Origin of the sequence: Paraburkholderia sp. SIMBA_030 (genome assembly GCF_046535245.1) — a bacterium.
Lineage (GTDB): Bacteria > Pseudomonadota > Gammaproteobacteria > Burkholderiales > Burkholderiaceae > Paraburkholderia.
The window spans coordinates 1-26,710 of the sequence record NZ_JAWRXB010000010.1 but is presented as its reverse complement, the minus strand read 5'-3'; the positions used below and the strand labels follow the sequence as shown (position 1 = coordinate 26,710).

General features: G+C 61.8%; 23 protein-coding genes and 2 pseudogenes. 10 read left to right on the top strand and 15 right to left on the bottom strand.

The window, feature by feature from the left end; all coding sequences use genetic code 11:
• The first annotated feature begins 1,012 nt into the window (after positions 1-1,012).
• A complete protein-coding gene (locus tag SB772_RS18200) occupies positions 1,013-1,558 on the top strand; it encodes a Cache 3/Cache 2 fusion domain-containing protein (protein ID WP_410834616.1) in 546 nt (181 codons plus the stop codon).
• Between the two features lie 213 nt (positions 1,559-1,771).
• Here the strand turns inward: SB772_RS18200 and SB772_RS18195 are convergent, their stop codons facing one another.
• Together SB772_RS18195 and SB772_RS18190 are read right to left on the bottom strand one after the other, a co-directional pair.
• Entirely contained in the window at positions 1,772-2,749 is a 978-nt protein-coding gene (locus SB772_RS18195) for a histone deacetylase family protein (RefSeq protein ID WP_410834615.1), read from the bottom strand.
• Between the two features lie 511 nt (positions 2,750-3,260).
• Positions 3,261-3,677 carry a cupredoxin domain-containing protein gene (locus tag SB772_RS18190; RefSeq protein WP_410834614.1) on the bottom strand — a complete coding sequence of 139 codons (417 nt, stop codon included), beginning with the start codon at positions 3,675-3,677 and terminating at the stop codon, positions 3,261-3,263.
• A 1,028-nt stretch (positions 3,678-4,705) separates the two neighbouring features.
• On the opposite strand from SB772_RS18190, the gene SB772_RS18185 reads away from it, so the two are divergent.
• Complete coding sequence (locus SB772_RS18185; RefSeq protein ID WP_410834613.1) at positions 4,706-5,173, top strand: GNAT family N-acetyltransferase; 468 nt, start codon at positions 4,706-4,708, stop codon at positions 5,171-5,173.
• Positions 5,170-5,844 carry an FMN-dependent NADH-azoreductase gene (locus tag SB772_RS18180; protein WP_410834612.1) on the top strand — a complete coding sequence of 225 codons (675 nt, stop codon included), beginning with the start codon at positions 5,170-5,172 and terminating at the stop codon, positions 5,842-5,844. The genes SB772_RS18185 and SB772_RS18180 overlap by 4 nt, the downstream gene beginning before the upstream one ends.
• Before the next feature lie 99 nt (positions 5,845-5,943).
• On the opposite strand, the gene SB772_RS18175 is transcribed toward SB772_RS18180, so the two are convergent.
• A complete protein-coding gene (locus SB772_RS18175) occupies positions 5,944-7,473 on the bottom strand; it encodes a PLP-dependent aminotransferase family protein (RefSeq protein WP_410834611.1) in 1,530 nt (509 codons plus the stop codon).
• Positions 7,474-7,662: 189 nt separating this feature from the next.
• On the opposite strand from SB772_RS18175, the gene SB772_RS18170 reads away from it, so the two are divergent.
• A complete protein-coding gene (locus tag SB772_RS18170) occupies positions 7,663-8,415 on the top strand; it encodes an SDR family oxidoreductase (RefSeq protein WP_410834610.1) in 753 nt (250 codons plus the stop codon).
• 104 nt (positions 8,416-8,519) lie between these two features.
• Positions 8,520-9,229, top strand: a pseudogene (locus tag SB772_RS18165) (SDR family NAD(P)-dependent oxidoreductase).
• A 391-nt stretch (positions 9,230-9,620) separates the two neighbouring features.
• Here SB772_RS18165 and SB772_RS18160 read toward each other — a convergent pair.
• Positions 9,621-9,965 (bottom strand): DoxX family protein, encoded by a 345-nt coding sequence (locus SB772_RS18160; protein ID WP_410834609.1) that lies wholly within the window; start codon positions 9,963-9,965, stop codon positions 9,621-9,623.
• 2 nt (positions 9,966-9,967) lie between these two features.
• The gene (locus SB772_RS18155; protein ID WP_410834608.1) at positions 9,968-10,891 is read right to left on the bottom strand and encodes an NAD-dependent epimerase/dehydratase family protein; all 924 of its coding nucleotides are present in this window, start codon (positions 10,889-10,891) and stop codon (positions 9,968-9,970) included.
• A 128-nt stretch (positions 10,892-11,019) separates the two neighbouring features.
• Here SB772_RS18155 and SB772_RS18150 point away from each other — a divergent pair, with 128 nt between their 5' ends.
• Positions 11,020-11,625 (top strand): TetR/AcrR family transcriptional regulator, encoded by a 606-nt coding sequence (locus tag SB772_RS18150; RefSeq protein ID WP_410834607.1) that lies wholly within the window; start codon positions 11,020-11,022, stop codon positions 11,623-11,625.
• A gap of 341 nt (positions 11,626-11,966) precedes the next feature.
• Here the strand turns inward: SB772_RS18150 and SB772_RS18145 are convergent, their stop codons facing one another.
• Positions 11,967-13,088: a YncE family protein gene (locus SB772_RS18145; protein WP_410834606.1), complete on the bottom strand. Its 1,122-nt coding sequence runs from the start codon at positions 13,086-13,088 to the stop codon at positions 11,967-11,969.
• Positions 13,089-13,759: 671 nt separating this feature from the next.
• A complete protein-coding gene (locus SB772_RS18140; protein ID WP_410834605.1) occupies positions 13,760-14,659 on the bottom strand; it encodes a LysR family transcriptional regulator in 900 nt (299 codons plus the stop codon).
• 414 nt (positions 14,660-15,073) lie between these two features.
• Here SB772_RS18140 and SB772_RS18135 point away from each other — a divergent pair, with 414 nt between their 5' ends.
• From SB772_RS18135 to SB772_RS18125, 3 genes are all read left to right on the top strand, one after another.
• A complete protein-coding gene (locus tag SB772_RS18135) occupies positions 15,074-15,433 on the top strand; it encodes a DUF4148 domain-containing protein (protein ID WP_410834604.1) in 360 nt (119 codons plus the stop codon).
• Between the two features lie 70 nt (positions 15,434-15,503).
• Positions 15,504-15,845: a DUF4148 domain-containing protein gene (locus tag SB772_RS18130; RefSeq protein WP_410834603.1), complete on the top strand. Its 342-nt coding sequence runs from the start codon at positions 15,504-15,506 to the stop codon at positions 15,843-15,845.
• 136 nt (positions 15,846-15,981) lie between these two features.
• Positions 15,982-16,404: an ACT domain-containing protein gene (locus tag SB772_RS18125; protein WP_410834602.1), complete on the top strand. Its 423-nt coding sequence runs from the start codon at positions 15,982-15,984 to the stop codon at positions 16,402-16,404.
• A 13-nt stretch (positions 16,405-16,417) separates the two neighbouring features.
• On the opposite strand, the gene SB772_RS18120 is transcribed toward SB772_RS18125, so the two are convergent.
• Complete coding sequence (locus tag SB772_RS18120; protein ID WP_410834601.1) at positions 16,418-17,506, bottom strand: alkene reductase; 1,089 nt, start codon at positions 17,504-17,506, stop codon at positions 16,418-16,420.
• Positions 17,507-17,673: 167 nt separating this feature from the next.
• Between SB772_RS18120 and SB772_RS18115 the strand changes: the two genes are divergently transcribed.
• A complete protein-coding gene (locus tag SB772_RS18115) occupies positions 17,674-18,585 on the top strand; it encodes a LysR family transcriptional regulator (RefSeq protein WP_410834600.1) in 912 nt (303 codons plus the stop codon).
• 143 nt (positions 18,586-18,728) lie between these two features.
• On the opposite strand, the pseudogene SB772_RS18110 reads toward SB772_RS18115, so the two are convergent.
• From SB772_RS18110 to SB772_RS18080, 7 genes and pseudogenes are all read right to left on the bottom strand, one after another.
• A pseudogene (locus SB772_RS18110) lies at positions 18,729-18,830 on the bottom strand (flavin reductase family protein); the annotation flags it as partial.
• 83 nt (positions 18,831-18,913) lie between these two features.
• Positions 18,914-19,258 (bottom strand): BON domain-containing protein, encoded by a 345-nt coding sequence (locus SB772_RS18105; protein WP_410834599.1) that lies wholly within the window; start codon positions 19,256-19,258, stop codon positions 18,914-18,916.
• Between the two features lie 585 nt (positions 19,259-19,843).
• Positions 19,844-19,987 carry a hypothetical protein gene (locus SB772_RS18100; protein ID WP_410834598.1) on the bottom strand — a complete coding sequence of 48 codons (144 nt, stop codon included), beginning with the start codon at positions 19,985-19,987 and terminating at the stop codon, positions 19,844-19,846.
• A 454-nt stretch (positions 19,988-20,441) separates the two neighbouring features.
• Complete coding sequence (locus SB772_RS18095; RefSeq protein ID WP_410834597.1) at positions 20,442-21,911, bottom strand: OpgC domain-containing protein; 1,470 nt, start codon at positions 21,909-21,911, stop codon at positions 20,442-20,444.
• Between the two features lie 323 nt (positions 21,912-22,234).
• Positions 22,235-23,434: a 2-methylaconitate cis-trans isomerase PrpF gene (prpF, locus tag SB772_RS18090; RefSeq protein WP_410834596.1), complete on the bottom strand. Its 1,200-nt coding sequence runs from the start codon at positions 23,432-23,434 to the stop codon at positions 22,235-22,237.
• 68 nt (positions 23,435-23,502) lie between these two features.
• Positions 23,503-26,097, bottom strand: a complete 2,595-nt coding sequence (gene acnD, locus SB772_RS18085) for a Fe/S-dependent 2-methylisocitrate dehydratase AcnD (protein WP_410834595.1) — start codon at positions 26,095-26,097, stop codon at positions 23,503-23,505.
• Between the two features lie 218 nt (positions 26,098-26,315).
• A partial coding sequence (locus SB772_RS18080; RefSeq protein ID WP_410834594.1) for a citrate/2-methylcitrate synthase occupies positions 26,316-26,710 on the bottom strand: 395 nt, incomplete at its 5' end.

Sequence of the window (26,710 nt, the reverse complement as noted above, 5' to 3'; positions counted from 1 at the left end):
ACCACCCTGCCCAACGCGTTCATCGTCGAACGCGTCGGCCGCACGGGAAAACTCTGTCCCGTCGACCGGTCTGTTATTTTGCCCGACCCGAACTTGAATATCCTCATTCTCGGGGTAGAAGAGTTCATGGCAGTGAAGGCATTCCTGCATGGTGACTGAAGGTGCCGCCGCACTCCCTGTTTGTTCGTTTCCCGTACCACGTTGAGACAAACTACTGGGCCATCGAACATCGAACTACCGCAGCCGACCCGAAGCGGCCGGCCGTCACCGAGCACTTGCAATGGCCGCTTGCGAGGTACAACGGCCGTTCGCATTTCTGGTTCGTCCGGCACGTCATCGGCCTTTGCCGACGTTCGTCGAACGATGCTACGACGGCGGCTCAACGAGTCAAACCAGCCGGAGCCAGGCCGACGCAGCGCTTCGTTCAGGCATACGTGTCGTCGAGTTGCCTTTCTATGGGCTAAGCTCGTTTTCTGTCTCGACAGGGGGGCGTGTTTTTTGGGGCTGGTTTGGTATTGGCATTCGGCGCCCCACATTCTTCCAAGGCCGCTATGGCTTTTTTAGCGAGCGCAATCGTTTCGTCGCATGCGGCAGGGTCGCTGGCGATTGCCACGCATCCGCCGCCGTTATTGATGCGCGCCAATGCGTTGCGTGCCTTCGTGAGGGCTGCTTCCTGAGAACCGCTGTCCGAAATTAGCGCTGCTACATTAAATGCGCTTCCGGCCGGGGTAACAACCCAGTTTGGACAAGGGGATTTCGCTCGGCCGCCGATGGCAACGAAGATTAAGAAAAGGCCAGCGGCTGGCCATCGGCGGAGCCATAACTTGCGTATAAGAATCATGAGTACTCTCAGGATGCGTCGACGCGTGGTAGTGCGAAAATGATAGTGAAATTAATGTGTTAGCAAACAGTAATGCATTCACTATACTCGAACAGGATCACGGAGTAGTCAGCCCGTCATCCTGGGGATGTTGCCGCCCCACCTCATCGGCAACACTGATTGGAGGGCGACATGATGCCAAGACACGTACAAATGGGCTTCATCGAGCGCTTTCTGGTGCTAGCGGTGTACGCAATTGCAATGTCAATTGTTCTCCCGACCATGAGTCGTGCACAGTCACCGGCGAACGTGAAGGAAGCTATGGCATTGCTGAAGGCAAAAACGGCCAAGTTGGGCGCGCCGGGGATCAAAGGAGAGGATGCTGTTGCCGGCAAACAGATCCCGGCTTTGTACTTTGGTACGACGAAAATGAACAACGACTTTACGGTGGTCGATGAGGTCAAGCAGGAGAAGGGTGGGACTGCCACGTTATTTGTGAAGAGCGGCGATGACTTCGTTCGGGTTGCAACAAACGTGCAAAAAGACGACGGGTCGCGGGCAATTGGCACTGTCCTCGATCCTAAAGGAAAGGCCTTCGCGGCGATTCGCGGCGGTGGTGCCTACTATGGCGAAGCCGACATCCTAGGAAAGCCCTATATAACGGGCTATGAACCGATACGTGACGCCGGTGGGGCCGTCGTCGGTATCTACTACGTCGGCTACCCCAAGATCCAGTGAGTCGCGGTAAGCGACATGGCGCTTCGTATCCCGCATAAGCAATCGCAATTCAGTCCAGTCATATGGGAAGCCTGCACCGAATCGGCGGACATAGGGCGGTCACGGACGAAAATGAGAGGGTTGCTATACCCGCTTTCCGGGGCACAACCGACCTCCGTATGTCCGCCCACGTGTGCGGCCGAATGGCAGGAACTGGCCGGTCACGGCCGGAAGTCACTGCGTAGCTCCGGTAACCTGTAAGCCTGATCGGTCGACCTCAACATTCATTAAGGCGCGGACATGCGCCATCGTGCCAGTGGCCAGGGCCTCCAGGCTATAACCCCCTTCCAGAATCGAAACGATGCGCCCCTCGCACGTCGCATCGGCAATACGCATCAACTCACTGGTAATCCAACGAAAATCGCTGTCCTCGAGGTTCAGGCTTGCGAGCGGGTCCAGTCGATGCGCGTCGAAGCCTGCCGAAATAACGATGAGTTGGGGGCTGAACTGGCGTACCGCCGGCAACATGTCGGACTCGATCCGTGCACGGAAGAGTGCCGAATCACACCCACGGGGCAACGGGACATTGACAATGTTGTGGTTCACGCCGGTCTCGGATGCGGCGCCCGTACCGGGATACAAAGGCGACTGGTGGCTGGAGGCGTAAAACAGCTCCGGGCGATTGAAAAATGCTGCCTGGGTGCCATTGCCGTGATGGACGTCGAAGTCGACGACCGCGACGCGCTCCAGCTTGTGTACTTCATGAGCGTAAGCCGCAGCGATTGCAGCCTGATTGAAAATGCAAAAACCCATTGCCCTCGCTGGCTCGGCGTGATGACCACACGGACGCGTGGCGCAAAACGCGTTGCGCGCCTGCGCGTTCATCACCGCATCGACGCCGGCACAAGCCGCGCCGACGCAGCGCATCACGGCTTCCCAGGAGCCTGGCGACATCACTGTGTCGCCCGCATCGAGCGGCACATAACCCTGCTGCGGGGCGGTCTCCGTGACCTCATCGACGAAGGCCTGGTCGTGGATCAATTGCACCTGATCAAGTGTTCCCATCGGCGCATCGCGCCATTCCAGCGCCGCAAATTCCGGCAACTGCAACGCGCGCAACACGACCTTCAGACGTTCCGGCGATTCCGGATGGTCAGGGCCCGGGCGATGATCCAGACAGGCAGCATGGGAAAAAATAATGGTAGTCGTCATTTACATTGATACGCGGCGCAGACCGCGTTGTCTCCTTATTGCCGGTGCACTCGCAGCGCTGCGAGAGTGCATAACGCGGTAGTGGCGCGCCTCATCACCCCGCCCCAAACTTTCTGACTGCAAGAAGCGAGCATAGAGCCGGCACGTACTTTCACGATAATCAGACATTGCTTGCAACATCATAGACGTTCGCTTATGGATCACTGCGGTGCCCGAGCGCAATCGGTTTTTCCACGCTGCGACTACTGCGGAGCCGAGCAACGGGCTTAATGGCCAAGTTCGCAAGTGCTGATCTGGCCGGGCTCCGCGATCGTCGGCCTGCACCGATTTCCGCACTCGACCCATTGCAGCCGGTGGATATTCTCTCGCCGAATGACTGATCATCGTCGAACTCCGGCCGTTGGAATCAAGGGGCTGATCCGCTCGACCAGAGCCTTTCCCACAGGCGTTTGTAAAGTAGTGCTATTGTCGCTATCGATCCGCTGCAAAGGCGGGACAGGCGTGCCTCGCCTCAGCGCGCAACGACGAACGATGTGTGCATGCCCATCTCATAGTGCCCCGGCCGGTTGCAAATCAGCACGTAGCGTCCTGGCGCAAGCTTCAATGACAGGCGCTTGGTCGAACCCTGCGCCAAGTCCTCCACCTCGCCCATTTTCCTGAACCGACTTTCCGTGACCTGGCCTTTGTGGACGGGCAGATGCGCGTCGTCCATGTCTGTCCTCAGCACCACGAGCTCATGTTCGGTACTGCCGTTCGTTGCGTTGTTCACCTCGAACGTGACGCGCCCGGCCTTCACCGTGCCGGGATCGAGTTGAATCGTGTTGTCCGTGAGCTTGACATGGATCGTCTCGTCCGCATGAACGCTCAGCGGCGCAACGCCGAGCGCAACCGCCGCCAGCACGAACGCAGTACGGCTTCTGTTGATCATGATGTTTCTCCTCGAAAGTGCCGTGTTGCCGCAAGACGCGTCGAACCACGGTGCCGGATTCGCCGGCCCCGAAGGCTCGTGGATCAAGTGTTCTCTCGATGACCGTCGCGCGTCAGTAGGCACGTTTGCCAATATGCATGGGTAGGAACCCTCGTCATCGTCGTGGCCGCTGGAGACCACTTTTCGCGGCGCACATAGCAGGATATCGAACGGCCAATAAAGCAACATTCGTTGTCGCGAATCGAATGGCCGCTTGCTGCACGGAACCGCCGCCTGAGCTTCCGAAGAATGGTGCCGACGAATGACCGTTCATGGCCGACGGCTGCCTGTGGGCGCTGGCGCCACAAAGCTGCCCTTCACTGGAAAGCACGGTTTAGCCGACACCGCTTTCGGCGAGCGTTGCGAACCGCGGCTCTCGGCCAATAGTTGCCGTTCGCGCAACGCAGATAGCCGTCATTCCAATGGCCGGTTCGCTTCGTAACTTGCCGGACGCTCGATGGAAGCTTGACGGCCATTGCCGACATTGGGGCGGGCTGGGTTCTACGTCAGCAATGTGGCGGATTGCTGACGATGACAGCATCGAGCAGCCGAACGGCAGCATCCTGCGTCAGCGAATTCATACTCTCGACCCGGAGCAGACTGTCGAGATGCAGTGACATCAATGGCTCTTTTTGAAGCGGAGCAGACGGACAGAAAGCTGACGACAGACGCTAGGCTGCGCGAAAGCGGAGCTAGCGTCTGTCGAAGGTCTATCGCCCGCGCTCGGCGAGCATGCCTGGATGATCTGCCCCAGATCGGCGGCGACGAACACGCGTGGTTCGAGGACCGGGGCAGCCCAATGCCCACTGCTCGTACACGTGGGCAACGCGATAGGTCTATCGGTGACACCGCTTTGCATGGCGACTGCGTCGAATTCGGCTAGCGACACACCGCGTCCGCCGGATGGCTTGGTCGAGTCGCACATTCTTGGCTCTGTCGGCCAGGCCGTGCGCTGGGTATCGTGAGCGTCGTTCCTCGTGGAGACGCACATGCCCGCCTCGCTTCGCTTCGTTCACCTCGACACGCCCGATTCGCTGCTGCCCGCATTCGACGTCATGCGTCAGTTGCGCCCGCATCTGACGGACGCGCACTCGTTCGCCGCGCAGGTGGCCAGGCAGCATGCCGAAGGCTATCGCCTGCTCGCTGCGTCCGACGCGGGCAGCGTCGTCGGCCTCGCCGGTTATCGAACGCTGACCAATCTGCTGTATGGCCGCTTTGTCTATGTTGACGATCTGGTTGTCGATGGCAGGCTGCAGCGTGGCGGCATCGGTGCACAACTGCTCGACGCGGTACGGCAGATTGCGCGCGAAGCCGGCTGCGCGCAATTCGTGCTCGACACGGGTCTGCACATGCCGCTTGCGCAACGCTTCTATTTCCGCAATGGGTTGCTCGCTCGAGGCATGCACTTCGTCGAACCACTCACTCCTCTTTCCGATCCTGCGGAGTTCACGTCATGAAAATTTTGCTGATCAACGCCAGTCCGCACGGCGAGGCGAGCCGCGGCTACCGTTTCGCCGACGAGATCGTCGGCATGCTGCGCGAGCACGCCGCACCCGCTGCATCGGCCATCAAAGTGATCGAACGCGACCTGGCAGCCGCGCCGCTGCCGCCGGTCGCCCGCGACTATGCGCGCGCCATCACGTCGCGCATGCCGGATAAGGCGCAGTTCGATGTCTCCGAGCAACTGATCGGTGAAATCGAAACGACGGATGCACTCGTTATTAACACGCCGATGCACAACTTCACGGTGCCGGCAGCGCTCAAGCTGTGGATCGATTACACGCTGCGCATCCATCGCACGTTCGCCGCGACACCGGGAGGCAAGGTTGGACTGATGCGCGACCGGCCGACCATCGTGATCGTCGGTTCGGGCGGTGTCCATAGCGGCGAACGCGCGCGGCAGCCGGATTTCCTGACGCCGTATCTGCGCTATGCACTCGGCTCGGTCGGCATCCACAGCGTGCGGTTTCTTCCCCTGCAGGGGCTTGTGATGGGCGAAGCGACGGTGGCCGAGGCGCTCGATGCGGCGCGCATCCAACTTACCGGCGACGCGGTGTTCGCCTCGCTCGCCGCACAGGCGGCCGGCAGCGCAAGCATGGCGGCGGGTACGGCTGCGCAGAGGGCATAAAGCACGCCGGACGGGATGCGTTCCGAAAGCGTTCTTGTCGCATCGTGCGAAGGCCTGCCGCGCTGCACCTATTCGAGATCTGGACACATGCCCCGCGCGTCAGCCGTCCAGACACGCGCGCAACGTTCGCGCGAGACGGCCTGCCTCACCCGCATCGGCGATGTTCGCGAAGCCCATCACGAGGCCGCGCCGCGTGTGCCGCGCGCGGCCATTCGCGTACCAGATCGAAAGCGGCAGCACCGCGAGCCCCGCCTCGCGGGCGCGCGCGGCGACGGCGACGTCGTCGACCGGGCCATCGGGGCCTTCGGCGAACTGCACCGCGAACTGGATTCCACCCGGCGGCAAATCGACAATCAGCCGTTCGCCAAACGCCTGCTCTAGCGCGTGCACGATCAGCACGCGCCGCTCGCCGTACAACGCACGCATCCGCTTCAGATGCCGCGCAAAATGCCCCTGCTCAATGAAATCCGCCACGGCTGCCTGCAATAGCGTCGGCGATCCGGCGTTCATGCTGCGCGCCACCCTCCCGACGCGCTCGACGGCCCGCTCTGGCACCACCACATACGCGAGGCGCAAACCGGGAAACATCACCTTGCTGAACGTGCCGCAATAGATCACGCGATCGCACCGGTCGAGGCTCTTTAAAGCCGGCAACGGCCGGCCCAGATAACGGAACTCGCTGTCGTAGTCGTCTTCGATGATCCAGCGGGACGCTTTCTCTGCCGAGTCCAGCAGCGCCATGCGTCGTGCGAGCGACAGCGTGTGCCCGAGCGGGCTCTGATGCGACGGCGTGACCACTGCGAAGCGCGCCTGCGCATCCAGCAGTGTGCCGCGCTCGACGTCGATCCCTTCGCCATCCACCGGCACCGGCACGAGTTGCACGCCGGTCTCGGCCAGAAAACCGCGCGCGAGCAGATAGCCGGGATCCTCGAACCACACGCGATCGTTCGGGCGGGCGAGACTGCGCAACACGAGTTCGAGCGTCGCACGGTAGCCGCCGGTAACGAACACCTGTTCCGGCAGGCAGGTCACGCCGCGCGACAGCCCGAGATAGGTGGCGATATGTTCGCGCAGCGGCCGGTAGCCGGCCGGATCCGGGTACGCGAGCATCGCGCGTTCGCCGCTGCGCGCGCGCTGCGCAACGAGCCGGTTCCATACCTTGCCCGGAAATGCGTCGAGCGCGGGCAGCCCTGGTTGCAACGGCCGCGGCTCGCCGCTCATGGCGACGGCGATGGCCTGCTGGCGCAGCGCCGGTTGACCACCGCGCGATTCGCCTGACGTCTGCGGCGTGTCCTTTCCTTCAGCGTTTTGCCTACTGCGCGGGTCCTGAACGCCTTGTGCACGCGACGAGCGCATCACCGATGCCGGCAGCGACGACGATACGAACGTGCCCGCCGCGCCGCGCATCTGCAGATAGCCCTCGTCGACGAGGATCGTGTAGGCGAGCTCGACCGTACCGCGCGCCGTATTCAGCTGCGTGGCGAGGCCGCGCAGCGCGGGCACGCGATCGCCTGGACGCAGATGCCCCGCGGCGATCGCGGTCCTGAAACGATCGCAGATCTGCTGATAGATCGGCAACTGCTGCTGCCGATCTATTTCGATGGTCAATGCGGGAGTCGGTACGGTCATGACGGTCTGGCGGACAAGGGGAGTGGCAACGACTTGGACTAGTCGGTTCGACAATCCTTGGCACTTTTCGATAGAGCATGATTCTTCCACAATAGCCTCACGCGATGCGACGGCGGCGAACACTTTCATGCGATACGACACCCGCCGAGCGCCCCGCGCGTTCATTTACTCTCATCTGGAGAATCTGCCATGAAAATCGTCGTAATCGGTGGATCCGGCCTGATCGGATCGCGTCTCGTCACGCTGCTCAGCGAGGCGGGCCATGAGGCTCTCGCCGCGTCGCCGCGTACCGGCGTGAACAGCGTTACGGGCGACGGCCTGAGCAACGCGCTCGCGGGCGCGGACGTCGTAGTAGATGTGACAAACGCGCCGTCATGGGAGCCGCAGGCGGTGCTCGACTTCTTCCGCACCTCGGCGCGCAACCTCGGCAAGGCCGAAGTAGCCGCAGGGGTGCGCCATCACGTCGCGTTATCAATCGTCGGCTGCGACCGCACGCAGGAGAACGCGTATTTCACTGCCAAGGTCGCGCAGGAAGAGGTGATCGAAGCGGCGGGCGTGCCATACACGATCGTGCGCGCGACTCAGTTCATGGAGTTCATCGGCGGTATCGCGGATTTCGGCACGGACGGCGGCACGGTGCGCATCGGCGACGGATTGTTTCAGCCGATCGCCGCGGACGACGTCGCGGCGATCCTCGCGCAGATCGCGCTCGCTGCGCCGCTGAACGACACGGTCGAGATCGCCGGCCCAGACCGCGCGCCCTTCGCGGAGATCGTCACGCGTTATCTGAAATCGGTAGGCGACGCACGCCCGGTGGTGACGGATCGCGATGCCCGGTACTACGGCGGTCGTGTCGAGGAACAGTCGCTCGTGCCGCTCGGCGACGCGCAGATCGGCCGCGTCAGTCTCGACCAGTGGCTGGCGCAGGCTAAAAAGGGTTGATTGCAGGTTTATGCGAAACCTGAATCAACGTCTCTACATTTGCCTTGATCGGAGCCATCGGCCCGATCGGCGTTGAAGGCGAACAAAAATTTTCTGGGTAAAGCATGAGCACGTCACAAAAGGTTGTCGTCGTTACCGGCGCATCGCAAGGCATAGGCGCCGAAGTCGTCAAGGCGTTTCGCAAGCTCGACTACCGCATTGTGGCGACCGCACGTTCGATCAAGCCGTCGGACGACGCGAACATCCTGACCGTCGCCGGTGATATTGGAGACCCGGCAACCGCCCACCGTGTCATTTCCGAAGGTGTCGCACGATTTGGCCGGATCGACACGCTGGTGAACAACGCCGGCATATACATCGGAAGCCTTTCACCCAACATACCGCCGAAGACTACGCCGCGGTGGTGAATGTGAATATGACGGGCTTCTTTTACGTCACGCAACTCGCCATCGCCGAAATGGAAAAGCATTCGAACGGCCACGTGGTTAGCGTGACCTCCAGCGCCGTTGACGCTGCTATCAGCGGCGTGTATTCCGTACTGGCAGCCCTGACGAAGGGTGGTCTGAACGCCGCCACGAAGTCGCTGGCGATCGAGTACGCCAAAAAAAGTATTCGCGTGAATGCCGTCGCACCGGGGATCATCAAGTCGCCGATGCACGCGCCGGAAACCCATGAAGCGCTGGGCGCCTTCCATCCGCTCGGGCGCATGGGCGAGATGAGCGATATCGCCGACGCGATTCTGTTCCTTGATTCCGCCCCGTTCATCACGGGAGAAATCCTGCACGTCGACGGCGGCCAGAGCGCCGGTCACTAAAATTCCTCAGGCACCGCAAACCGGTGCCCTTCCGTATCCCTACAGCAATTACATCATTCGAGAGTTCCTGGAATCACACTTTGCACGCGTCAATCTTCTTCGTGCGAAATCCATGTCCGATGCGCAATACCAGGTTGTTCATTTTTCAGTCTACGCCGTGAACATGTTTGGGCACCGGCATATGGCACGGTCCGGCGAAGGGCCGTTATACACGTTCGAACCGACGTCCCAATGTCTGCGCGACAGTTGAGATGAGGGTCCGCAGATGGCCGGTTGCTGCCCCATGCATGAGGGACCGTTTCCCGTGGCACGTAAAGCGGTGATCTGCGGCAGGCGACCCGGGGCGCCAGCCATCGCGTCCCGGGCTCACTCGCCTGGTGGCGAGCAAGCCTCAACCGCGGAGCGCCGCAGTAACCACAACGAGAGCCGAGAAGATCAGCGCCGGGGCGAGATGCCGGAACGGCTCCCGGTTTCGTAGCAACGTGAAGAGCACGACGACCAGGATCGCACCGGCCAGCGTTAGGCCCAGGACTCTGGTTTGTTGTCCAAAAAGAAGTGCCGCACACAACAGCTCAAGAGCGCCACAGAGCAAATGAAACCATGCCGGGTAACCCCAGCGCGCGAAGTCGCGCTTCACCGCGCCGCGTCCTGCGAGATTGACCAACCCAGCAACCGCGAACAGAACCGCTACGATCGTCGCGAGAACCGATTCGAAAGATGCACTGTTCCACGCCATCGTCACGCTCCGTTGATTTGCTGAAAGTGCTTTTGTACGGAGAGGTCCGCAATCAGGCCGGGGCCATGGGGCGTCCACGCAAGAACTCGCCGGGCATGCTGGCCGCTTACTGTCTGATCGAGCGCCAGTGCGTCGGCGAACGGTCCAAGCGATTTGCGAGCATCGTCGAGCGGCCAGGGTTCGACGCGATCGGCGCCGACCGAGGCCCGAATCGCTTCACCCATTTCGGCAACGGCAACGGCATCTTCCGCGACCACGTTGAAGATCTGTCCCGTGACTCGACCGTCCCCGCTTGCCACCCGCTCCACCGCGCTCAGATAAGCCGTGGCGAGATCATCGACGTGAACGGCAGGCCAGTGGTTGCGGCCATCGCCGACGACCCTCACACTGCCGGTCTGACGGACCATGCCGGCAAGCATGCCGAAGATGCCGCCGCCGTAGCCGTGCACCATCGCCGGCCTGAGGATCACTGCGGCAATCGAGCGGCGTGCTGCTAGCGCCAGCACCTGTTGCTCCACTGCGGGCCGCCAGGCGATGAGTGGTGTCGGGTTCAGCGCCGATGCTTCAGTCGCGGGCTCCCCCTCCGTATTGCCGTAGACCCAGATGCCCGACGTATAGACAAACGCCGCGCCCGGATGCAAATGCGAAAGCATCGCTACAGCCGCGGCCTCATCAGCAGCAGCGGCGGAAGCATCGTTGGTCGACGCGGTATGCACCACGCCATCAGCGGCACCGGCAGTCGCAGCGAAAGACTGTGGCTCGCGCAGGTCGCCGGAATGCAGTGTCACACCGAGACGTGCCAGCGCGCTGGCGGCCGCCGAGCTGTCCTCGCGCACCAGCGCCGTCACCTGATGGCCGAGGCTGATTGCCTTGCGCACGACCGCTTGCCCGATGAAGCCAGTACCACCTGTAATGAACAGTTTCAAAGCGTTCTCCAATGATTGGCTGCGATGTTGAATAGCCATACAAACGAGACTCATTGGTCTCGTTTTGACAAATCTAAACGAGACCACCCAGTCTTGTCAACCACTCGACGATCTGTTATTTATCTCGCATGGACACTTCTTCTCTCCCCGGCCTGAGCCCGCTGCAATGCCGCAAGCGGTCTGCAATCCTCGACGGCGCGAAAACCGTTTTCTTACGCGAGGGTTTCGGTTTGGCAACGATGGACGATGTCGCCTCGGCCGCCGGCGTCGGCAAACAGACGGTCTACCGCCACTTCAAGTCGAAGGAGGCGCTCTTCGTTGGTCTGGTGAGCGCGATGTGCGCTCAGGTGGGCGCGGTGCTTGCCCGCGCTCAGGGCGAGCAATCCGATGGCGCACCCGAAGTCGAGTTGCGCGAGTTGGGATGGGTGTTGGCACGAAGCCTTATCGCGCCGGATAATCTGCAGCTTTACCGGGCCATCGTTGCTGAGGCCGCGCGTTTTCCGGAACTCGGCCAGGTGTTTTACGAAAATGGTGCAAAGGTCGTGCGTGCCTTCGCCGCAAAAATTCTGCGAAGGCGATTTGACGAATCGACTGCTGCATTGCGGGCAGCGACATTCGTTCAGTTGGTGCTAGGCGACGCGTATCTGGAACTGTCAATCGGCTACACGGTGCCCGATGTTGAAGCACGCTTTGCGCTGCAGATTGACGAGGCGGTAGCGGCTGCACTTCGCTAAGGAGCGCCGCATAAGATGTCGAGCCGCTGCATGCGGAGCGCAGCAGCGTGTAGCGCAGGAAGCAAGACACCGCGTTTCCGATTCCGAACGCAGTCGCGCACCGGTTTCCGCACGATCCAGGCGCGTTTCTAAGATTGTGAATGTCGTTTTGTGGCCGGTCACTGCATGCCGCCGATCGACGGCACGCAGCGCTATTCGGACTGCTTCATCGTCGAGCGCGAATGCCGCAAGCGCAACATTCCTGCGCACCAGACCGCGCTCCTTGAAGCCTCCAGGTTTCAAGGAATGCTACCGGCGGAGATCGTGCAGCAATCTCGGCGCCGGCAGCGGTTCATACGTCTTCAATGCGTGGTGACGACAAGAATCCCGCCATTCGGGAACGCTGCGGCACCTGGCTGGAAGGGCACGTACGCCTGACCCGACGCGCCGTCTACCGCGACCGAATGCACGCCGGTGCCCACCGGCAGCTGGTCGATGAGCGTACGCGTCGACGCGTCGACTACGCCGAGTATCGGCGTAAAGCCGGAGGATGCCGCGGTGCCGGACGAGGTCTCATGGCGTGCCGGTAGAAAATAGCGGTTCGACACAGGATCGTACGCGATCTGATCGACTCCGCCGAACGGAATGCTCGCCAGTGTGGCACCCGTCGTGCGATCGAGGATCAACGTGATGAGCGGCTTACCGGCGGGCGGATCGCAGCCCACCAGCATGTCGTTGTTCGGACCGAGATCGAGTCCCGTCGGCGCGCATGTGCCGAGCGGGAACACCTTGCTGACGGCCGGTGTACCGGCGACCACGGTACTCGCGGCAATCACGTTCACTTCACCTTCCGGATTGGCCGGCGTGCCGTCGTTGTTGACGATGAAGCTCTTCGATTTCGAGTCGTACACGCACGCTTCGAGACCAGACGACGTCGCGAACGTAAGCTTTGCGACGATCGCTTGCGTCTTCGTTGAAATGAAGGTCGCAAACGGAGGCGTCTCACCCGGGCTCGAAAACATCACCAGGTTATCGTCCGGGTCGTAACAGCCTTCGTCGACGCGGTGCCCCGCGGTGCTGATCGGGATGGTGCCGACGACCTGCTGCGCTGCGACGTCGACGATCTTCACCACGTTGACGTCGCCGACATAGATTGTGTTCGTGCCGGGAATCCCGACGAGCCCGTCCGGGCCGGAAGTATCGGATGTCGCGCCGACGCCGGTGAAGCCGCCCTTGATCTGTGTAACGAGCGTGTTGCTCTTCGTGTCGACGACGTCGACCGCCGCGTTGTTGCGGTCCGCAAGGAAGTACTTGCCGCTGCCGGCGTAACTGATGTCGAAACTGAACGGCGGGGTCGCCGAATTGGGCACCGCGACGGTGGTCTTGATGGTCGGCGAAGTGGAGGTGACGTCCGAGCCTCCACCGCACGATGCGAGCAAAATCGACGCGCCAAGCGTTATCGCGAACAAAAGCTGTCTTTGCATTGTTGTCTCCGGAATAGGTCCGCACGTTCGATCCAGAACGGGAACCATTATTGGCTGCGAGATGGCGAGGCGAGGCCACGAATGGATGCCACGTCAGCAAGCACACTAGGACGAGCAATGCGGAATGTCGAAGATATAATTTTCAGCCGGCGCAAAAAGGCGCGCGGTCCTGCGCGCCAAGTGGAATATTTCGTTGCGTATTCAACCAGTTATATGATTACTCTCGAATTGGTAAATTCAGTCGATACATTTTAATTTCACTAACGGATTGTTGGCAGCCCGTATGGAACGCGAAAGCCTATGTGCGATCGATTACTATCTGCACGCCCCCTGATGCGTCTTGCAGAGATGTCGAAAAGACGCGTCCATCGACATCCGTCAGTTGCAGTGTGCGTGCATTGTCGATTGCGCCAGTATGAACAGGCGGCGCAGGTACAGAGGATAGAAGTGATGCAGCATGAAGCTGATCACGTGATCGCGTGCCGGGATTCGCGAAGTCGAAACCCTGAAACGCCTCGGCGCGGATTACGAGGCTCAGGATCAAGGTGAACTGATTACGCGGCCACCCATACGTACGCCCGCTATTTGCTCCCCAACGATCTCGCACGGTTCCCGCTGATCGTCGACGACGACATGTTCGGGCGACACGAGACCTTCAGGGGCCAACAACGTCAGCGCGCTGCGGCATCCGCTGCGACCCGCGCCAGCACCAGGTCGAAAAACCCCTGCGTACTCGGTGATAGCGACCGCCCCTTGAGCCACACCATGTGCAGCGGGCGCTCGATGCGAAGATCGTCGACTTCGAGCACCGTCAGCTCGCCGCGGCGCAACTCGTCCTTCACACTGATCAGCGAAACGTAAGCGATGGCGTGCTGGGCAAGCAGCATCCGCTTGATGGCTTCGGTGTCGCTGACGGACATTAGTGGGTCAATTTGCAGGCCGATATGCTCGTAAGCCTCCTCGACAACCGCACGCGTGCCCGAACCGGGCTCACGCAGAATGACCGTATGCGCAGTCAGATCGCGCGACGATAGCTTCTGCCCGGCACGTGGATGTCCGGCTGCGACGACCGCGGCGATTTCGTCGGCGCCGATCGGACGGGAATGCAGAATCGTGTTGTCGAATGGCCCCTCGATGAAGCCGAGTGCAAAGGCATGGTTGCGCAAACCGGCTTCGACTTGCTCGGTATTGGTAACCGTCAGGTCGATCGCGACCTGAGGGTGGCTCGCGTTGAATCGCGCGATCATCTCCGGCACGAGATATACGCCGACCGTCGCGCTGGCGCCTATCTTTACATGCCCGGCGTTGAGACCGGCCAGTTCCCGCAGTTCCCATTCCGCCGCGTCGGCAAGCGAGAAGATCTGCTCGGCATAGCGGAACAGCATCGACCCCGCGTCGGTCAGCGCGACTCCTCTCGGCAACCGGTCGAACAGCACAAGTCCAAGCCGTTCCTCCAGCTCCCTGATTTCCCGCGTGACCGCCGGCTGGCTCACGCGCAGGCGTTCGGCCCCCGCGCTAACGCTGCCCGCGCGTGCGACCTCGAAAAACGCCAATAGATGAGTAAAGTTCATCGCAACTGTAATTCCCGCAAACCGCGCATGCGCTGGACCACGCCACACATGCCATACCTGTCGCGACGCCTTCCTTCGCAATGCAGTGCAGTCGCGTCCGCGCACGCCATTGGCGCCGATTCGCACTGCGTTTGCAGGCACAACCCCACATTCACCTTTCAGCGGCATGCGTTACAGATATGGATCGTATCGCAACAATATATTTTATTTCTATCTTCCTGGTGAATACGATGTGTACATGGAGGCGCTAGACAAGATCTGCACATGCAACCCCCGGCTCACGCAGATTTGCGCCACGAACGCGGCAGACGAGCATCGCCCCTGGCAGTCCCTGCTGGGAATAGAGTCAGGTTTTCTGTGTTCACCATGATGTAGCCAGTGTCTATTTCTTAATCATCAATTTAGGAGTTCGAAATGAACAAGCGTTTTGTGCTGAGCCTTTCCATGATCCTGCTCGCGTCGGCAGGCATCGCTTCCAACGCGTCCGCCCAGCAGAAGACCCGCGCGGAAGTCCGTCAGGAACTGATCCAGGCAGAAAACAACGGCCTGCGTTTCGTGACCGACACGTCGTACCCCGACGTCAACCCGATCTTTGCGCAACAGGCAGCCCAGCTCAAGCAGCAAAGCGAAAGCGGCACGGGTGCCGGCATGTCGGGTTCGAGCGCCGCCGGCCAGCGAGAAGCGGCAGGCAAAGCCGGCATCGGTAAAAGTCAGGCGGCTATGCCTTCCTGCGTCGGACCGGTCAGCTTTTGTACGCCGTATTTCGGCAGCTGACGCAGCAACATGTCGCGCACGCCGATCGATTGCCCAGTACCACCCATCATTGATTGAAGGAGATCAAGTCATGAAGACGCTTATTTGTCTGACGCTCGTCGTCAGCGCGCTCGCGAGCCCGGCACTGACCTTCGCGCAAGCCACATCCGGCCAGTTGACCCGTGCGCAGGTGCGCGCGGATCTCATCCGTGTCGAGCAGGCGGGCTATAACCCGTCAGCAGGCGACGATCAGGACTATCCCGCCGACATCCAGGCCGCCGAAGCAAAAATTGCTGAACAGGACGGTGCCCGGCTCGCGGCCGACGCCGTGGGCGGTACCGCGCAGGCCGGTTCCTCGCAGACAGGTATGGCGGCAAATGCAATTTCGCCCGTTCCCTGTATGCCGGGCATTGACAATGTGTCAGTCCATTGAGTGGTGTCCGGCAACGCACATTGGGCAAAGCGCAGACACGCCAGCAGCGGGTGTCTGGCGCCGTCTGCCGGCCTTGCTTGCGAGCCGTTAGTGAAGTAGATTTTTATAGGGAGATGCATCGGACGGGAGGAATGTCATGGAACTGAGTGTTGAACGCGTCGATGTTTGGGCCGCTACCATCGAGGACAAACCGGGCGGGCTTGCGCAAGTATTAAGCGCTTTGCGGGATGCGGGCGTGGACTTGCAGTTCGTTGTCGCACGCCGCACGCCGGAAGCCTCGGGCAAGGGGGTCGTGTTTGTCGCACCGCTGCAGGGGGAAAGGGAGATCCATGCCGCGACACAGGTGGGGTTCACCGTCACCCCGAGCCTTCACTCCGTCCGTGTAATGGGTCTGGACCAGTTGGGGATCATCGCGCAATTGACCCAGATGCTGGCAGACGGAGGGATCAACCTCCGCGGCGTTTCCGCCGCTGTACTTGGCACACAGTTCATTGCTTATCTCGCGGTCGACTCGCTGGACGACGCCGAAAAGGCGATCGACATTCTACAGAGGGCCTGAAGGGCCCGATCCCTCAGGATTCCGCAGCTTCGGCCAGCGCCGGATAGTCGATATAGCCGCGCCCGCCACCGCCGAAGAAAGCATTGGGGTTCGCATCGTTCATCGGTGCACCGATCTTCAGGCGCGCGACGAAATCCGGGTTGGCCAGCACCATCTGGCCATAGGCTTCCAGATCGGCGAGCCTCGAGGCCACATCGGCCCCAATCCCGTCACGGGGGCGGCCCGGCCGGTTCAGGATCAGCGGGCCCGTCCAGCGCTTGCGAATGTCAGCCAGCAGCGGCTCGTTGCCCTGATGCGTGACGTGCAGGTACGCCAGACCGAGCTTGTCCAGCTCAGCCACCAGATAGCGGTAGAGCGCCGGTCCTTCGGCACCTTCGTCGATGCCCCACAGCGTCATGCCGGGCGACAGGCGAATGGCCGTCCTGTCAGCGCCGATTTCTCCGGCGATCGCAGTGGCCACCTCGATGGCGAAGCGGGCGCGGTTTTCGATCGAGCCGCCGTATTCGTCGGTGCGGGTATTGGCGCTTGGTGCGAGGAACTGATGGACCAGGTAGGCATTTGCACCGTGGATCTCGACGCCGTCGGCGCCGGCCTCGATCGCGCGGCGTGCCGCGAAGCGGAAGTCGGCCACCGTCTGGCGCACCTCCCCGGTCGTCAGCGCACGCGGCACGGGAATGTCCTGCATCCCCTTGGCCGTGAACATCGGCGCACCGGGCGCGATGGCCGAAGGCGCGACGGCCTGGCGATGATGCGGCGTGTTGTCCGGGTGCGACATGCGCCCTGCGTGCATGAGCTGGATGAAGAGGTGGCCACCGCGCTCATGCACGGCAGAGGTGATCCTCTTCCACCCGGCGACATGCGCGTCGGAATAGATGCCCGGCGTGGCGAGATAACCTTGGCCCGGGTCCGAGGGCTGAGTCCCTTCAGTCACGATCAGGCCGACGCTCGCGCGCTGCGCGTAGTACTCCGCGGCCAGTTCTCCCGGCGTGCCGTCAACCCCGGCGCGGCTGCGTGTCATCGGCGCCATCACCAGGCGGTTCTTCAGTTCCAGCCCGCCAAGGCGAACGGTCGCAAGCAGGCGTTCAAGTGCGTTCGTAGTCACGATCAATTTCCTTTTCAAAGAGCCCCGTAGGGCCAGATAAAACGCGGAAACGGCACCGTGCCGCTTCAATGTCGCGTCATCGCTGATGTGAGCTACTGTACAAACCCTGGATTGTTGAATAAAGTGGCTAAACTCGATAACTTTATCCACATGGGTAGATAATCAACATGGACCAGCTGCTTGCCATTCGCGTGTTCGCCCGCGTTGTCGAAGCGGGCGCATTCACGCGTGCCGCCGATTCGCTCGACATGCCGCTGGCCACGGTGAGCAAACTCGTGCGTTCACTGGAGCAGCATCTCGGCGTCAAGCTGCTCCAGCGAACGACGCGACGTGTCACCGTCACGCCCGAGGGTGCCGCGTACTACGAGCGCACCTCGCGCGTGCTGAAGGAACTCGAGGACATCGACTCGGGTTTCGCCAGCGCACATCAGCGTCCGCGCGGACGGCTGCGCATTGACATCGGCGCGGCGAACGCAAGCGGCGTGTTGATCCCCGCACTGCCCGACTTCATTGCGCGATATCCCGACATACGTGTCGATCTCGGCGTGAGCGACCGGCAGGTCGATCTCATTGGCGAGAACGTCGATTGTGTCCTCCGCGGCGGCAACGTCGACGAGCTCTCGCTCATCGCACGTCCGCTCGGCCGTGCATCGTGGGTAACATGCGCGGCGCCCGATTACCTGAAGCAGCACGGCAGGCCGAAGCACCCCGACGAGCTGAAAAGCGGGCATCGCATCGTGAGCTACGTTTCGGCACGGACCGGACGTGTCTTGCCGATGCGTTTTCAGAAGGGCGGCGAGCGAATCGAAATCGGCGGCTTACAGGGCATGGGGGTCAACGAGGGCAACGCACATGTCGCGGCCGGGCTGGCCGGTCTCGGCGTGATTCAAACCTTCACCTTTGCTGCGAGGGACGCGATCGCGCGTGGCGAGCTTCTGCCTGTTCTGTCGACATGGCAACCGGATCCCTACCCCTTCTTCCTCGTGTATCCGCCAGACAGGCACATGAGTCAGCGGTTGCGCGTCTTCATCGAATGGGCGACGGAGCGGTTTGTGCACAAGTTCGATCGGGTGACGTAGCCGTCGTCGCGAAGCCGGTCATTCCGACTGGCCCGTCATCGGGGGGGGCGAGCGTTCGAGCCAGCGCCCGAACGAACTTTTGTCCGTGCAGGGCATGGCCACCCTGCCCCTCACGCAGCATGCGCGCAAGGCACACGGGCAACTTACGGTTGAGGCCGGAACATATCGAAACGGTTCTCCGGGCGGATCGTTGCATACGCTGACGGTCCTCCCGCGCGGAGGATGACGCCCGCCCCGAACGTATCATCTTGTCGCATGTGAGACAGCCCTCGCTTTGGCGCGCTCTCCTGCGTTATTCGTTCGTCATCTGTTTTCCGGCGAACGCGCGTCATTGCGGCCTGAGGTGCAGATCGTCGCTCACGGATTGGACCCCCGGCACGCCGCGCGTCACGGCAAGCGCTTTCTGAATCTGTACCTCCGAATCCACGTATCCTGACAACTGCACGACGCCTCGATACGTCGCGACGCTCATCGGCAACGATCTCAGCCCCGGGTCCGCGACGAGCGCCTGCTTCACCCGGGCGGCGAGCGCAGCGTCGTCAGTGGCGATCTCCCCCGGCGCGGTCACGGACGGACTCGCCGTCGACTTACAGCCGTTGGTGAACACGAACGCGGGCAACGCGAACGCCGCGACGATCAGCAACCGGCTTTTGATGTATGGCGCGTTTCGCATGTCGGTTACGACATCCAGATTCGTGCATTAAGCAGGGACCGCGCCATGAAGTCGATTTTCCTATATAAGCGCTAAATTGCGAGCTAAAAAGCGGGCTGAGTGGCGTTGCCCAATTTTATCGAGACATTCTGGATGGATCGCGGTCCCCTTAGCAGGCGACCGGCTGGTTGCGATCACTTCAGCTTTACGCTGTTCCTTACGCGTCAACGGCACAGGCAGGGTTTGTGCGTCGCCTGGCGGATTGACCGCATACACGAGAATCTTGCCGTCCCGTTCGTCGTGTATGCGACGTCGGGCGGCGCAGCACGGCACGCGACGCTTCACAACTCGGCTACGCCGAGCGCCGCGAACATCATCGCATATCGCGCCTTCATGAAGACCTCCAATGCCACAGCTACCGAGCTTTGACAATTTGACTGCATAGGTGTTCCCCCGCATCGCCCGCCAAAACATGGGTTCCATTACCTCCCCGCCGCTTCTGCGCAGCCTCACGGGTAGCAAAACCGGCCTGCTGCCGGGGGCCGGACTCTTCGCAAGGAACGACATCACGATCGCTGTCGATCCGCGTACGGACGAGTTATTCGTCTACAACGCGACCACGGACCTGACGCAGATCCAGGTGAGCGTTTTCGCCGCCCAGGCGAACGGCGACGTGCCGCCGGTACGGACAATCAGCGGTCCAGCCACGGGAAACACGGGCCCTGGCTTGCCGGGAAACAAGATCGTCATCTCCTCGGACGGGCGGCTCCTTGTTGCCGAGCCGAACCTGCGGGCGGCTCCTTGTTGCCGAGCCGAACCTGCGCATTCTCGCGTTCGCGCCGGGGGCAAGGGGCAATGTGGCGCCGTCTCAGGTCATCGAGGACTCCACCCCCGGTCCAGTCACCCAGGGCGGGATCGCGGTCCGGTCGAGAGGAGGCCGGCAACATAATGGAAATGACGATGCTCAATGAAACGGACGAAGCCGGTGACAAATAATCCGATCAAACCTGGACCTCTAGCGTCGAACGGCCGCTATTGAGCGGAGGCCAGCGTCCGCTTTCGCGATTTGTGAACGCCTCGCCCCTGATTGGACCTTCGCGTTCGCCGATAGTAGCGGTAGTGGAAGTTCTCTGGATCGGCTGACACGCGGTGACGCTTTAGCCAGCCGATCATTCGAACCCGCGGAGGGTTACTGTTACGCCGTCTAATGCGGTACTCGAACCGGCTTTGACGTCATGTGATCCCGAACCACGGAGGGCGTGTCAGATGCAACAAGCCGGTCAACGACGGCCACCCTATCTGATCGCAACATCGCATTGCCCGCATGCAGAAGCGCCTCAAGTTCCGGGGACTTTTCCTTGTCCTGCAGATGTCCGCGCGCGACATTCGGTGCGGACAAAACCAGCGAGCGGGCCGCGTCCTGATAGCGATTCACAAAGGCGGCGGCAATCACGCTTTGGCATCCGTATTGTCCGGTTCTGTGTTGCCGCCGCGGTATCGGTCGATTCGCTTTGAGCCTGGCGCTAATAATGGCGACGGCGAGGACGGCTGCGATCGTCAACAAGTCGGCCGATAGCGCCGCGACGACCGCTTGCGTGCGTGTATGAAAAGCGGGCGCCGCGACCTGCAGCGCGGTGTCGGCAACGATCGAAATGAGCGTTCCCCAGACAAAACAGGCCAGTCCCTGGCGACCGGCCGTGACCACTGGCGGTAGCGCCGCGGCCAGCCGGTCGATCCACCCGAGCCGGCTCAGCTGGGCGACCAGCCAGGCGATCGAGACGAAGCTGACGACTCTCAGGGAACTCAGGTGCTGTTTCAAATAGCCCGGTTCCGGCTGGTTCTCAATCAGCAACTTGTAAGCGGCGAAAGCCAGCGCTACGGCGAGCGCGATCCAGGTCCGCCGCAGTCCGGCCCGCGAAGCCTGGAACACGGCGGATACCGGATGCAGCCGGCACAGCATGCCAAACATAAACATCAACTGCCACGCGAACGGATCGAATGACCAGCCGATAGGGTCGGCGCTCGGCAGCAGATGCGCAAGCGAGGGAGCGCACAGCCACAACGCCAGGCTCGCCAGCAGGGCGGTGGCCGGCCGGCGGCGAACCACCGGCGCCACCAGCGGCACGCACAGCGCGAACCCGATATACATCGGCAGCACCGCAGCCAGATCAGGCTGGCGCCGAAGCGTAGCGATATCGAGCAACGTTTGGAACGGCCGGGCCAAAAACAGTGGCGCATCGGTGTAGGTCAGTATGGCGGAGTGGATGTGCAGCGCGAGCATCGCCAGGCCGCAAAGCAGCATCAAAGCGGCCGTCAGGAGATAGCCACGATAAATTTCTCCGCTGCGTTTTAGAAAGCGGCGATGCGCCTGCGCTGCGCCACCGCTCGCTGTCATCGCGCAATAAGCAGCGCCGCTCGCATAGCCGCCGAGAAAGACGAAGACCTCGGCCGCATCGCAAAATGCATAGTTATGAAGTGTCAGATGCGAGAGCGCGCTCTGCGAGACGTGGTCGAGTGTAATCACGATCAGCGCCAGGCCACGCAGAAAATCGACGCTCGTTGAACGAGCGGGATTTCGACTCATGGTGACTTCCGCTTGATGCTGTGTGGACATGACGGTCGGCTGCGGAGGTTGTTGCGCCGGGCGGGCAGCGCAGCCGCCAAGGGTGTTCACGAATCGGCCAGCGTCGGTTTTAGCTCGAAGAGAGATAGAGCGTGGTCATGATCGACTCCTGCGAAAAAATACGGCCTGCGTGCGAACACGAGAGCCGCTGTCGCGTGTCAATCGCGACAGCACAGCAGTAGTCTAGAGGCACGATCCAGACAGGACGCTGACGTGTAGATGACAAACGCGTCAGCTAGCCGACGTTGCACCTGCCGAATCTGAAGGCCGCCCAATATCGGACAATTGCTGCAAGAAGTTCACCAGCGTGACCGGCAGAAATGGCCGAACTGCCGTCCCCGGGAAGCCTACCGCGACGCCGTCATGCAGGAGCATCACTTCCCGGCGAAGCCATCAAAAGGCACCCTCACCCATCCTTCCATCAACACCCGGGCACTGCGGCTCATGATCGCCTTGGTGACAGTCCACTCGCCATCTCTCTGACTAGCCTCCGCACCCACCCGCAACGTCCCCGACGGATGCCCAAACCGCACCGCATCGCGCTCGCCCCCACCCGCGGCAAGATTCACCAGCGTCCCCGAAATCGCCGCCGCCGTACCGATCGCAACCGCGGCCGTCCCCATCATCGCGTGATGCAGCTTGCCCATCGACATCGCCCGCACCAGCAGATCGACCTCACCCGCGGCAACACGCTTACCGCTCGACGCAACGTAATCGGCCGGCCTCGCGACAAAGGCAACCTTCGGCGTGTGCTGCCGCGTCGCGATCTCATCGATATGCCTGATAAGACCCATACGCAGCGCGCCATGAGCACGAATCGTCTCGAACATCGCCAGCGCTTTATCGTCGCTATTGATCGCGTCCTGCAACTCGGTGCCCGTATAGCCGATCGCTTCCGCGTTCACGAAGATGGTCGGAATGCCGGCGTTGATCATCGTCGCCTTCAGCGTACCGACGCCCGGCACGTCCAGATCGTCGACCAGATTGCCGGTCGGGAACATCGCGCCGCCGGCACCCTCTTCTTCAGCAGCCGGATCCATGAACTCGAGTTGCACCTCCGCCGCAGGAAACGTCACACCGTCGAGTTCGAAGTCGCCGGTTTCCTGCACGGCGCCATCGGTAATCGGCACGTGCCCGATGATGGTCTTGCCGATATTGGCCTGCCAGATGCGCACGGTGGCCACACCGTTTTGCGGAATGCGGCTCGCGTCGACCAGCCCGGCACTGATCGCAAACGGCCCCACGGCAGCGGAAAGATTGCCGCAGTTGCCGCTCCAGTCGACAAAGGCTTTATCGATGGAGACCTGACCGAACAGGTAATCGACGTCGTGATCGGGCCGGCTGCTCTTCGCGATAATGACCGTCTTGCTGGTGCTCGACGTCGCGCCGCCCATGCCGTCGATCTGCTTGCCATACGGGTCCGGGCTGCCGATCACACGCATCAGCAGCGCATCGCGCGCCGCGCCCGGCAACTGGGCGGCTTCGGGCAAATCCTGCAGGCGGAAGAACACCCCTTTGCTGGTGCCGCCGCGCATGTAGGTCGCGGAAATTTTGATCTGAGCTTGATGGGCCATAGAAATGTTGTCCTGATGTGGATAGGCGGCACGTCACCGTACCGCCCGAACACAATGATCCGTGCCTGTTATGCAGCCTTCGACGATTCCAGAAAGTCCTGCGCGAAGCGTTGCAACACACCGCCTGCCTCGTAGATGGACACCTCTTCCGCGGTGTCGAGCCGGCAGGTCACCGGCACCTCCACGCGCTCGCCGCTGTTACGATGAATCACGAGCGTGAGGTCGGCGCGCGGCTTGCGTTCGCCGACCACATCGAAGGTCTCGGTGCCGTCGATACCGAGCGTGTGACGGTTCACGCCGGGTTTGAACTCCAGCGGCAGCACGCCCATGCCGACCAGATTGGTGCGGTGAATACGCTCGAAGCCTTCGGCGACGATCGCTTCCGTGCCGGCGAGACGCACGCCCTTGGCCGCCCAGTCGCGCGACGAGCCCTGGCCGTAGTCGGCCCCGGCAATCACGATCAGCGGCTGCTTGCGCTCCATGTAAGTCTCGATGGCTTCCCACATGCGCGTCACCTTGCCCTCGGGCTCGATGCGGGCCAGCGAGCCGGCCTTCACCTTGCCGTTTTCCAGCACCATCTCGTTCTTCAGCGTGGGATTCGCGAAGGTGGCGCGCTGCGCGGTGAGGTGGTCGCCGCGGTGGGTTGCGTAGGAGTTGAAGTCCTCCTCCGGCAAGCCCATCTTCGCCAGGTATTCGCCGGACGCGCTATCGGCGAGGATCGCGTTGGACGGCGACAGGTGGTCGGTGGTGATGTTGTCGCCCAGCACGGCCAGCGGGCGCATGCCCTTGAGCGTGCGCTCGCCGGCCAACGCACCTTCCCAGTAAGGCGGGCGGCGAATGTACGTGCTCATCGGGCGCCAGTCGTACAGCGGGTCGGCCTTTTCGCCGGTATCGACGGACACGGCGAACATCGGCTCATACACCTTGCGGAACTGCTCCGGCTTCACGCTGGAAGCGAAGATCGCGTCGATCTCTTCATCGGACGGCCAGATGTCCTTCAGCGTCACGGGCTTGCCGTCGCCGTCGATTCCCAGCACGTCCTTCTCGATGTCGAAGCGAATGGTTCCGGCAATCGCATACGCGACCACCAGCGGCGGCGAAGCCAGGAAAGCCTGCTTTGCATACGGATGAATCCGGCCGTCGAAGTTGCGATTGCCGGACAGCACCGCCGTTGCGTACAGATCGCGCTCGACGATTTCCTTCTGGATTACCGGATCCAGCGCACCCGACATGCCGTTGCACGACGTGCAAGCATAAGCGACGACGCCAAAGCCCAACTGTTCCAGTTCCGGCAGCAGCCCGGCCTCTTCCAGATACAGCGTGACGGCCTTCGAGCCGGGCGCCAGCGACGTCTTCGCCCACGGCTTGCGGGTGAGTCCACGCCGGTTCGCGTTGCGGGCCAGCAGGCCGGCGGCGATCATGTTGCGCGGGTTGTTGGTGTTCGTGCAGCTGGTGATCGCCGCGATGATCACCGCGCCGTCCGGCATCAGACCTGGTTCGTTCTCCACCTTGCCGCTGATGCCGCGCGCAGCCAGTTCCGAAGTCGGCACGCGCTTGTGCGGATTGGACGGACCGGCAATATTACGCACCACTGAAGACAGGTCGAAGCTGATCACCCGCTCGTACTCGGCGTTCTTCAGGCTGTCCGCCCAGAGGCCGGTTTCCTTCGCGTAGGTCTCCACCAGTTTGACCAGTTCGTCGTCACGGCCGGTGAGCTTCAGATACTTGATGGTCTGCTCGTCGATGTAGAACATCGCGGCGGTTGAGCCGAACTCCGGCGCCATGTTGGCAATGGTCGCGCGGTCGCCCAGCGTCAAGTGGGAAGCGCCTTCGCCATAGAACTCCAGGTACGAGGACACCACCTTCTCTTTGCGCAGGAACTCGGTCAAGGCCAGCACGATGTCCGTCGCGGTGATGCCAGGTTGCGGCTTGCCGGTCAGCGCCACGCCGATGATGTCCGGCAGACGCATCCACGACGCGCGGCCCAGCATCACGCTCTCGGCTTCGAGGCCGCCCACGCCGATGGCGATCACGCCCAGCGCGTCCACCATCGGGGTATGCGAGTCGGTGCCGACCAGCGTGTCGGGGAAAGCCACGCCATCCTTCACCTGCACCACCGGGCTCATCCGCTCCAGGTTGATCTGATGCAGGATGCCGTTGCCCGGCGGAATCACGTCGACGTTCCTGAACGCGAGCTTGGTCCAGTTGATGAAATCGAAGCGGTCTTCGTTGCGACGGTCTTCGATTGCGCGGTTCTTCGCGAACGCATCCGGGTCGAAGCCGCCACACTCGACGGCGAGCGAATGGTCCACCACCAGTTGCGTCGGCACGACCGGGTTGACCATCGCAGGATCGCCGCCTTGAGCAGCAATCGCGTCGCGCAGGCCGGCGAGGTCGACCAGCGCCGTCTGCCCCAGAATGTCATGACATACAACACGCGCCGGGAACCACGGAAAATCCAGCTCGCGCTTGCGTTCGACGATCTGCTCGAGCGATGCGTTCAGCGTGGCCGGGTCGCAGCGCCGCACGAGGTTTTCGGCCAGCACGCGCGACGTGTACGGCAGCTTGTCATAGGCGCCCGGCTGGATTGCGTCGACGGCGGCACGCGTGTCGAAGAAATCCAGCCCGGTGCCGGGAAGGCGTTTGCGGTTTGCAGTATTCATGGCTTAGGGGACAAAACAGTAATGATCCGGGGGCGATGTGGCGGCCGAGCTTCAGTTTAGCTTGTCAGCTCGCCGCGGGTCTCGCGGACACGCGTGCAAAACGCGCCGAAAAAAAACGGCCTTGGCTCGAGGTTCCAGCGAGCCAAGGCCCAACTTCATTACGTCGCGCTCATGAGACGCAATGGAGGAGAAACGCTTGCGGCTTCGTCCGTACGCCTTCAGACGCGTTTGGCGAGCGGCACGAACGGCAGATCGTCGGGCCCGGTGTAATTTGCGCTCGGACGGATGATCTTGTTGTCGATCCGCTGCTCGATAATGTGCGCACTCCAGCCAGCCGTGCGGGCGATCACGAACAGCGGCGTGAACATCGCCGTCGGCACGCCCATCATGTGATACGACACCGCGCTGAACCAGTCGAGATTCGGGAACATCTTTTTCACATCTGCCATCACTGTTTCAAGGCGCTCGGCGATGCTGAACAGCTTGGTGTTGCCCGCTTCCTTCGACAGCTTCTTCGCGACTTCCTTGATCACCTTGTTGCGCGGATCGGAGATCGTGTACACCGGGTGACCGAAACCGATCACCACCTCCTTGTTCTCGACGCGACGGCGGA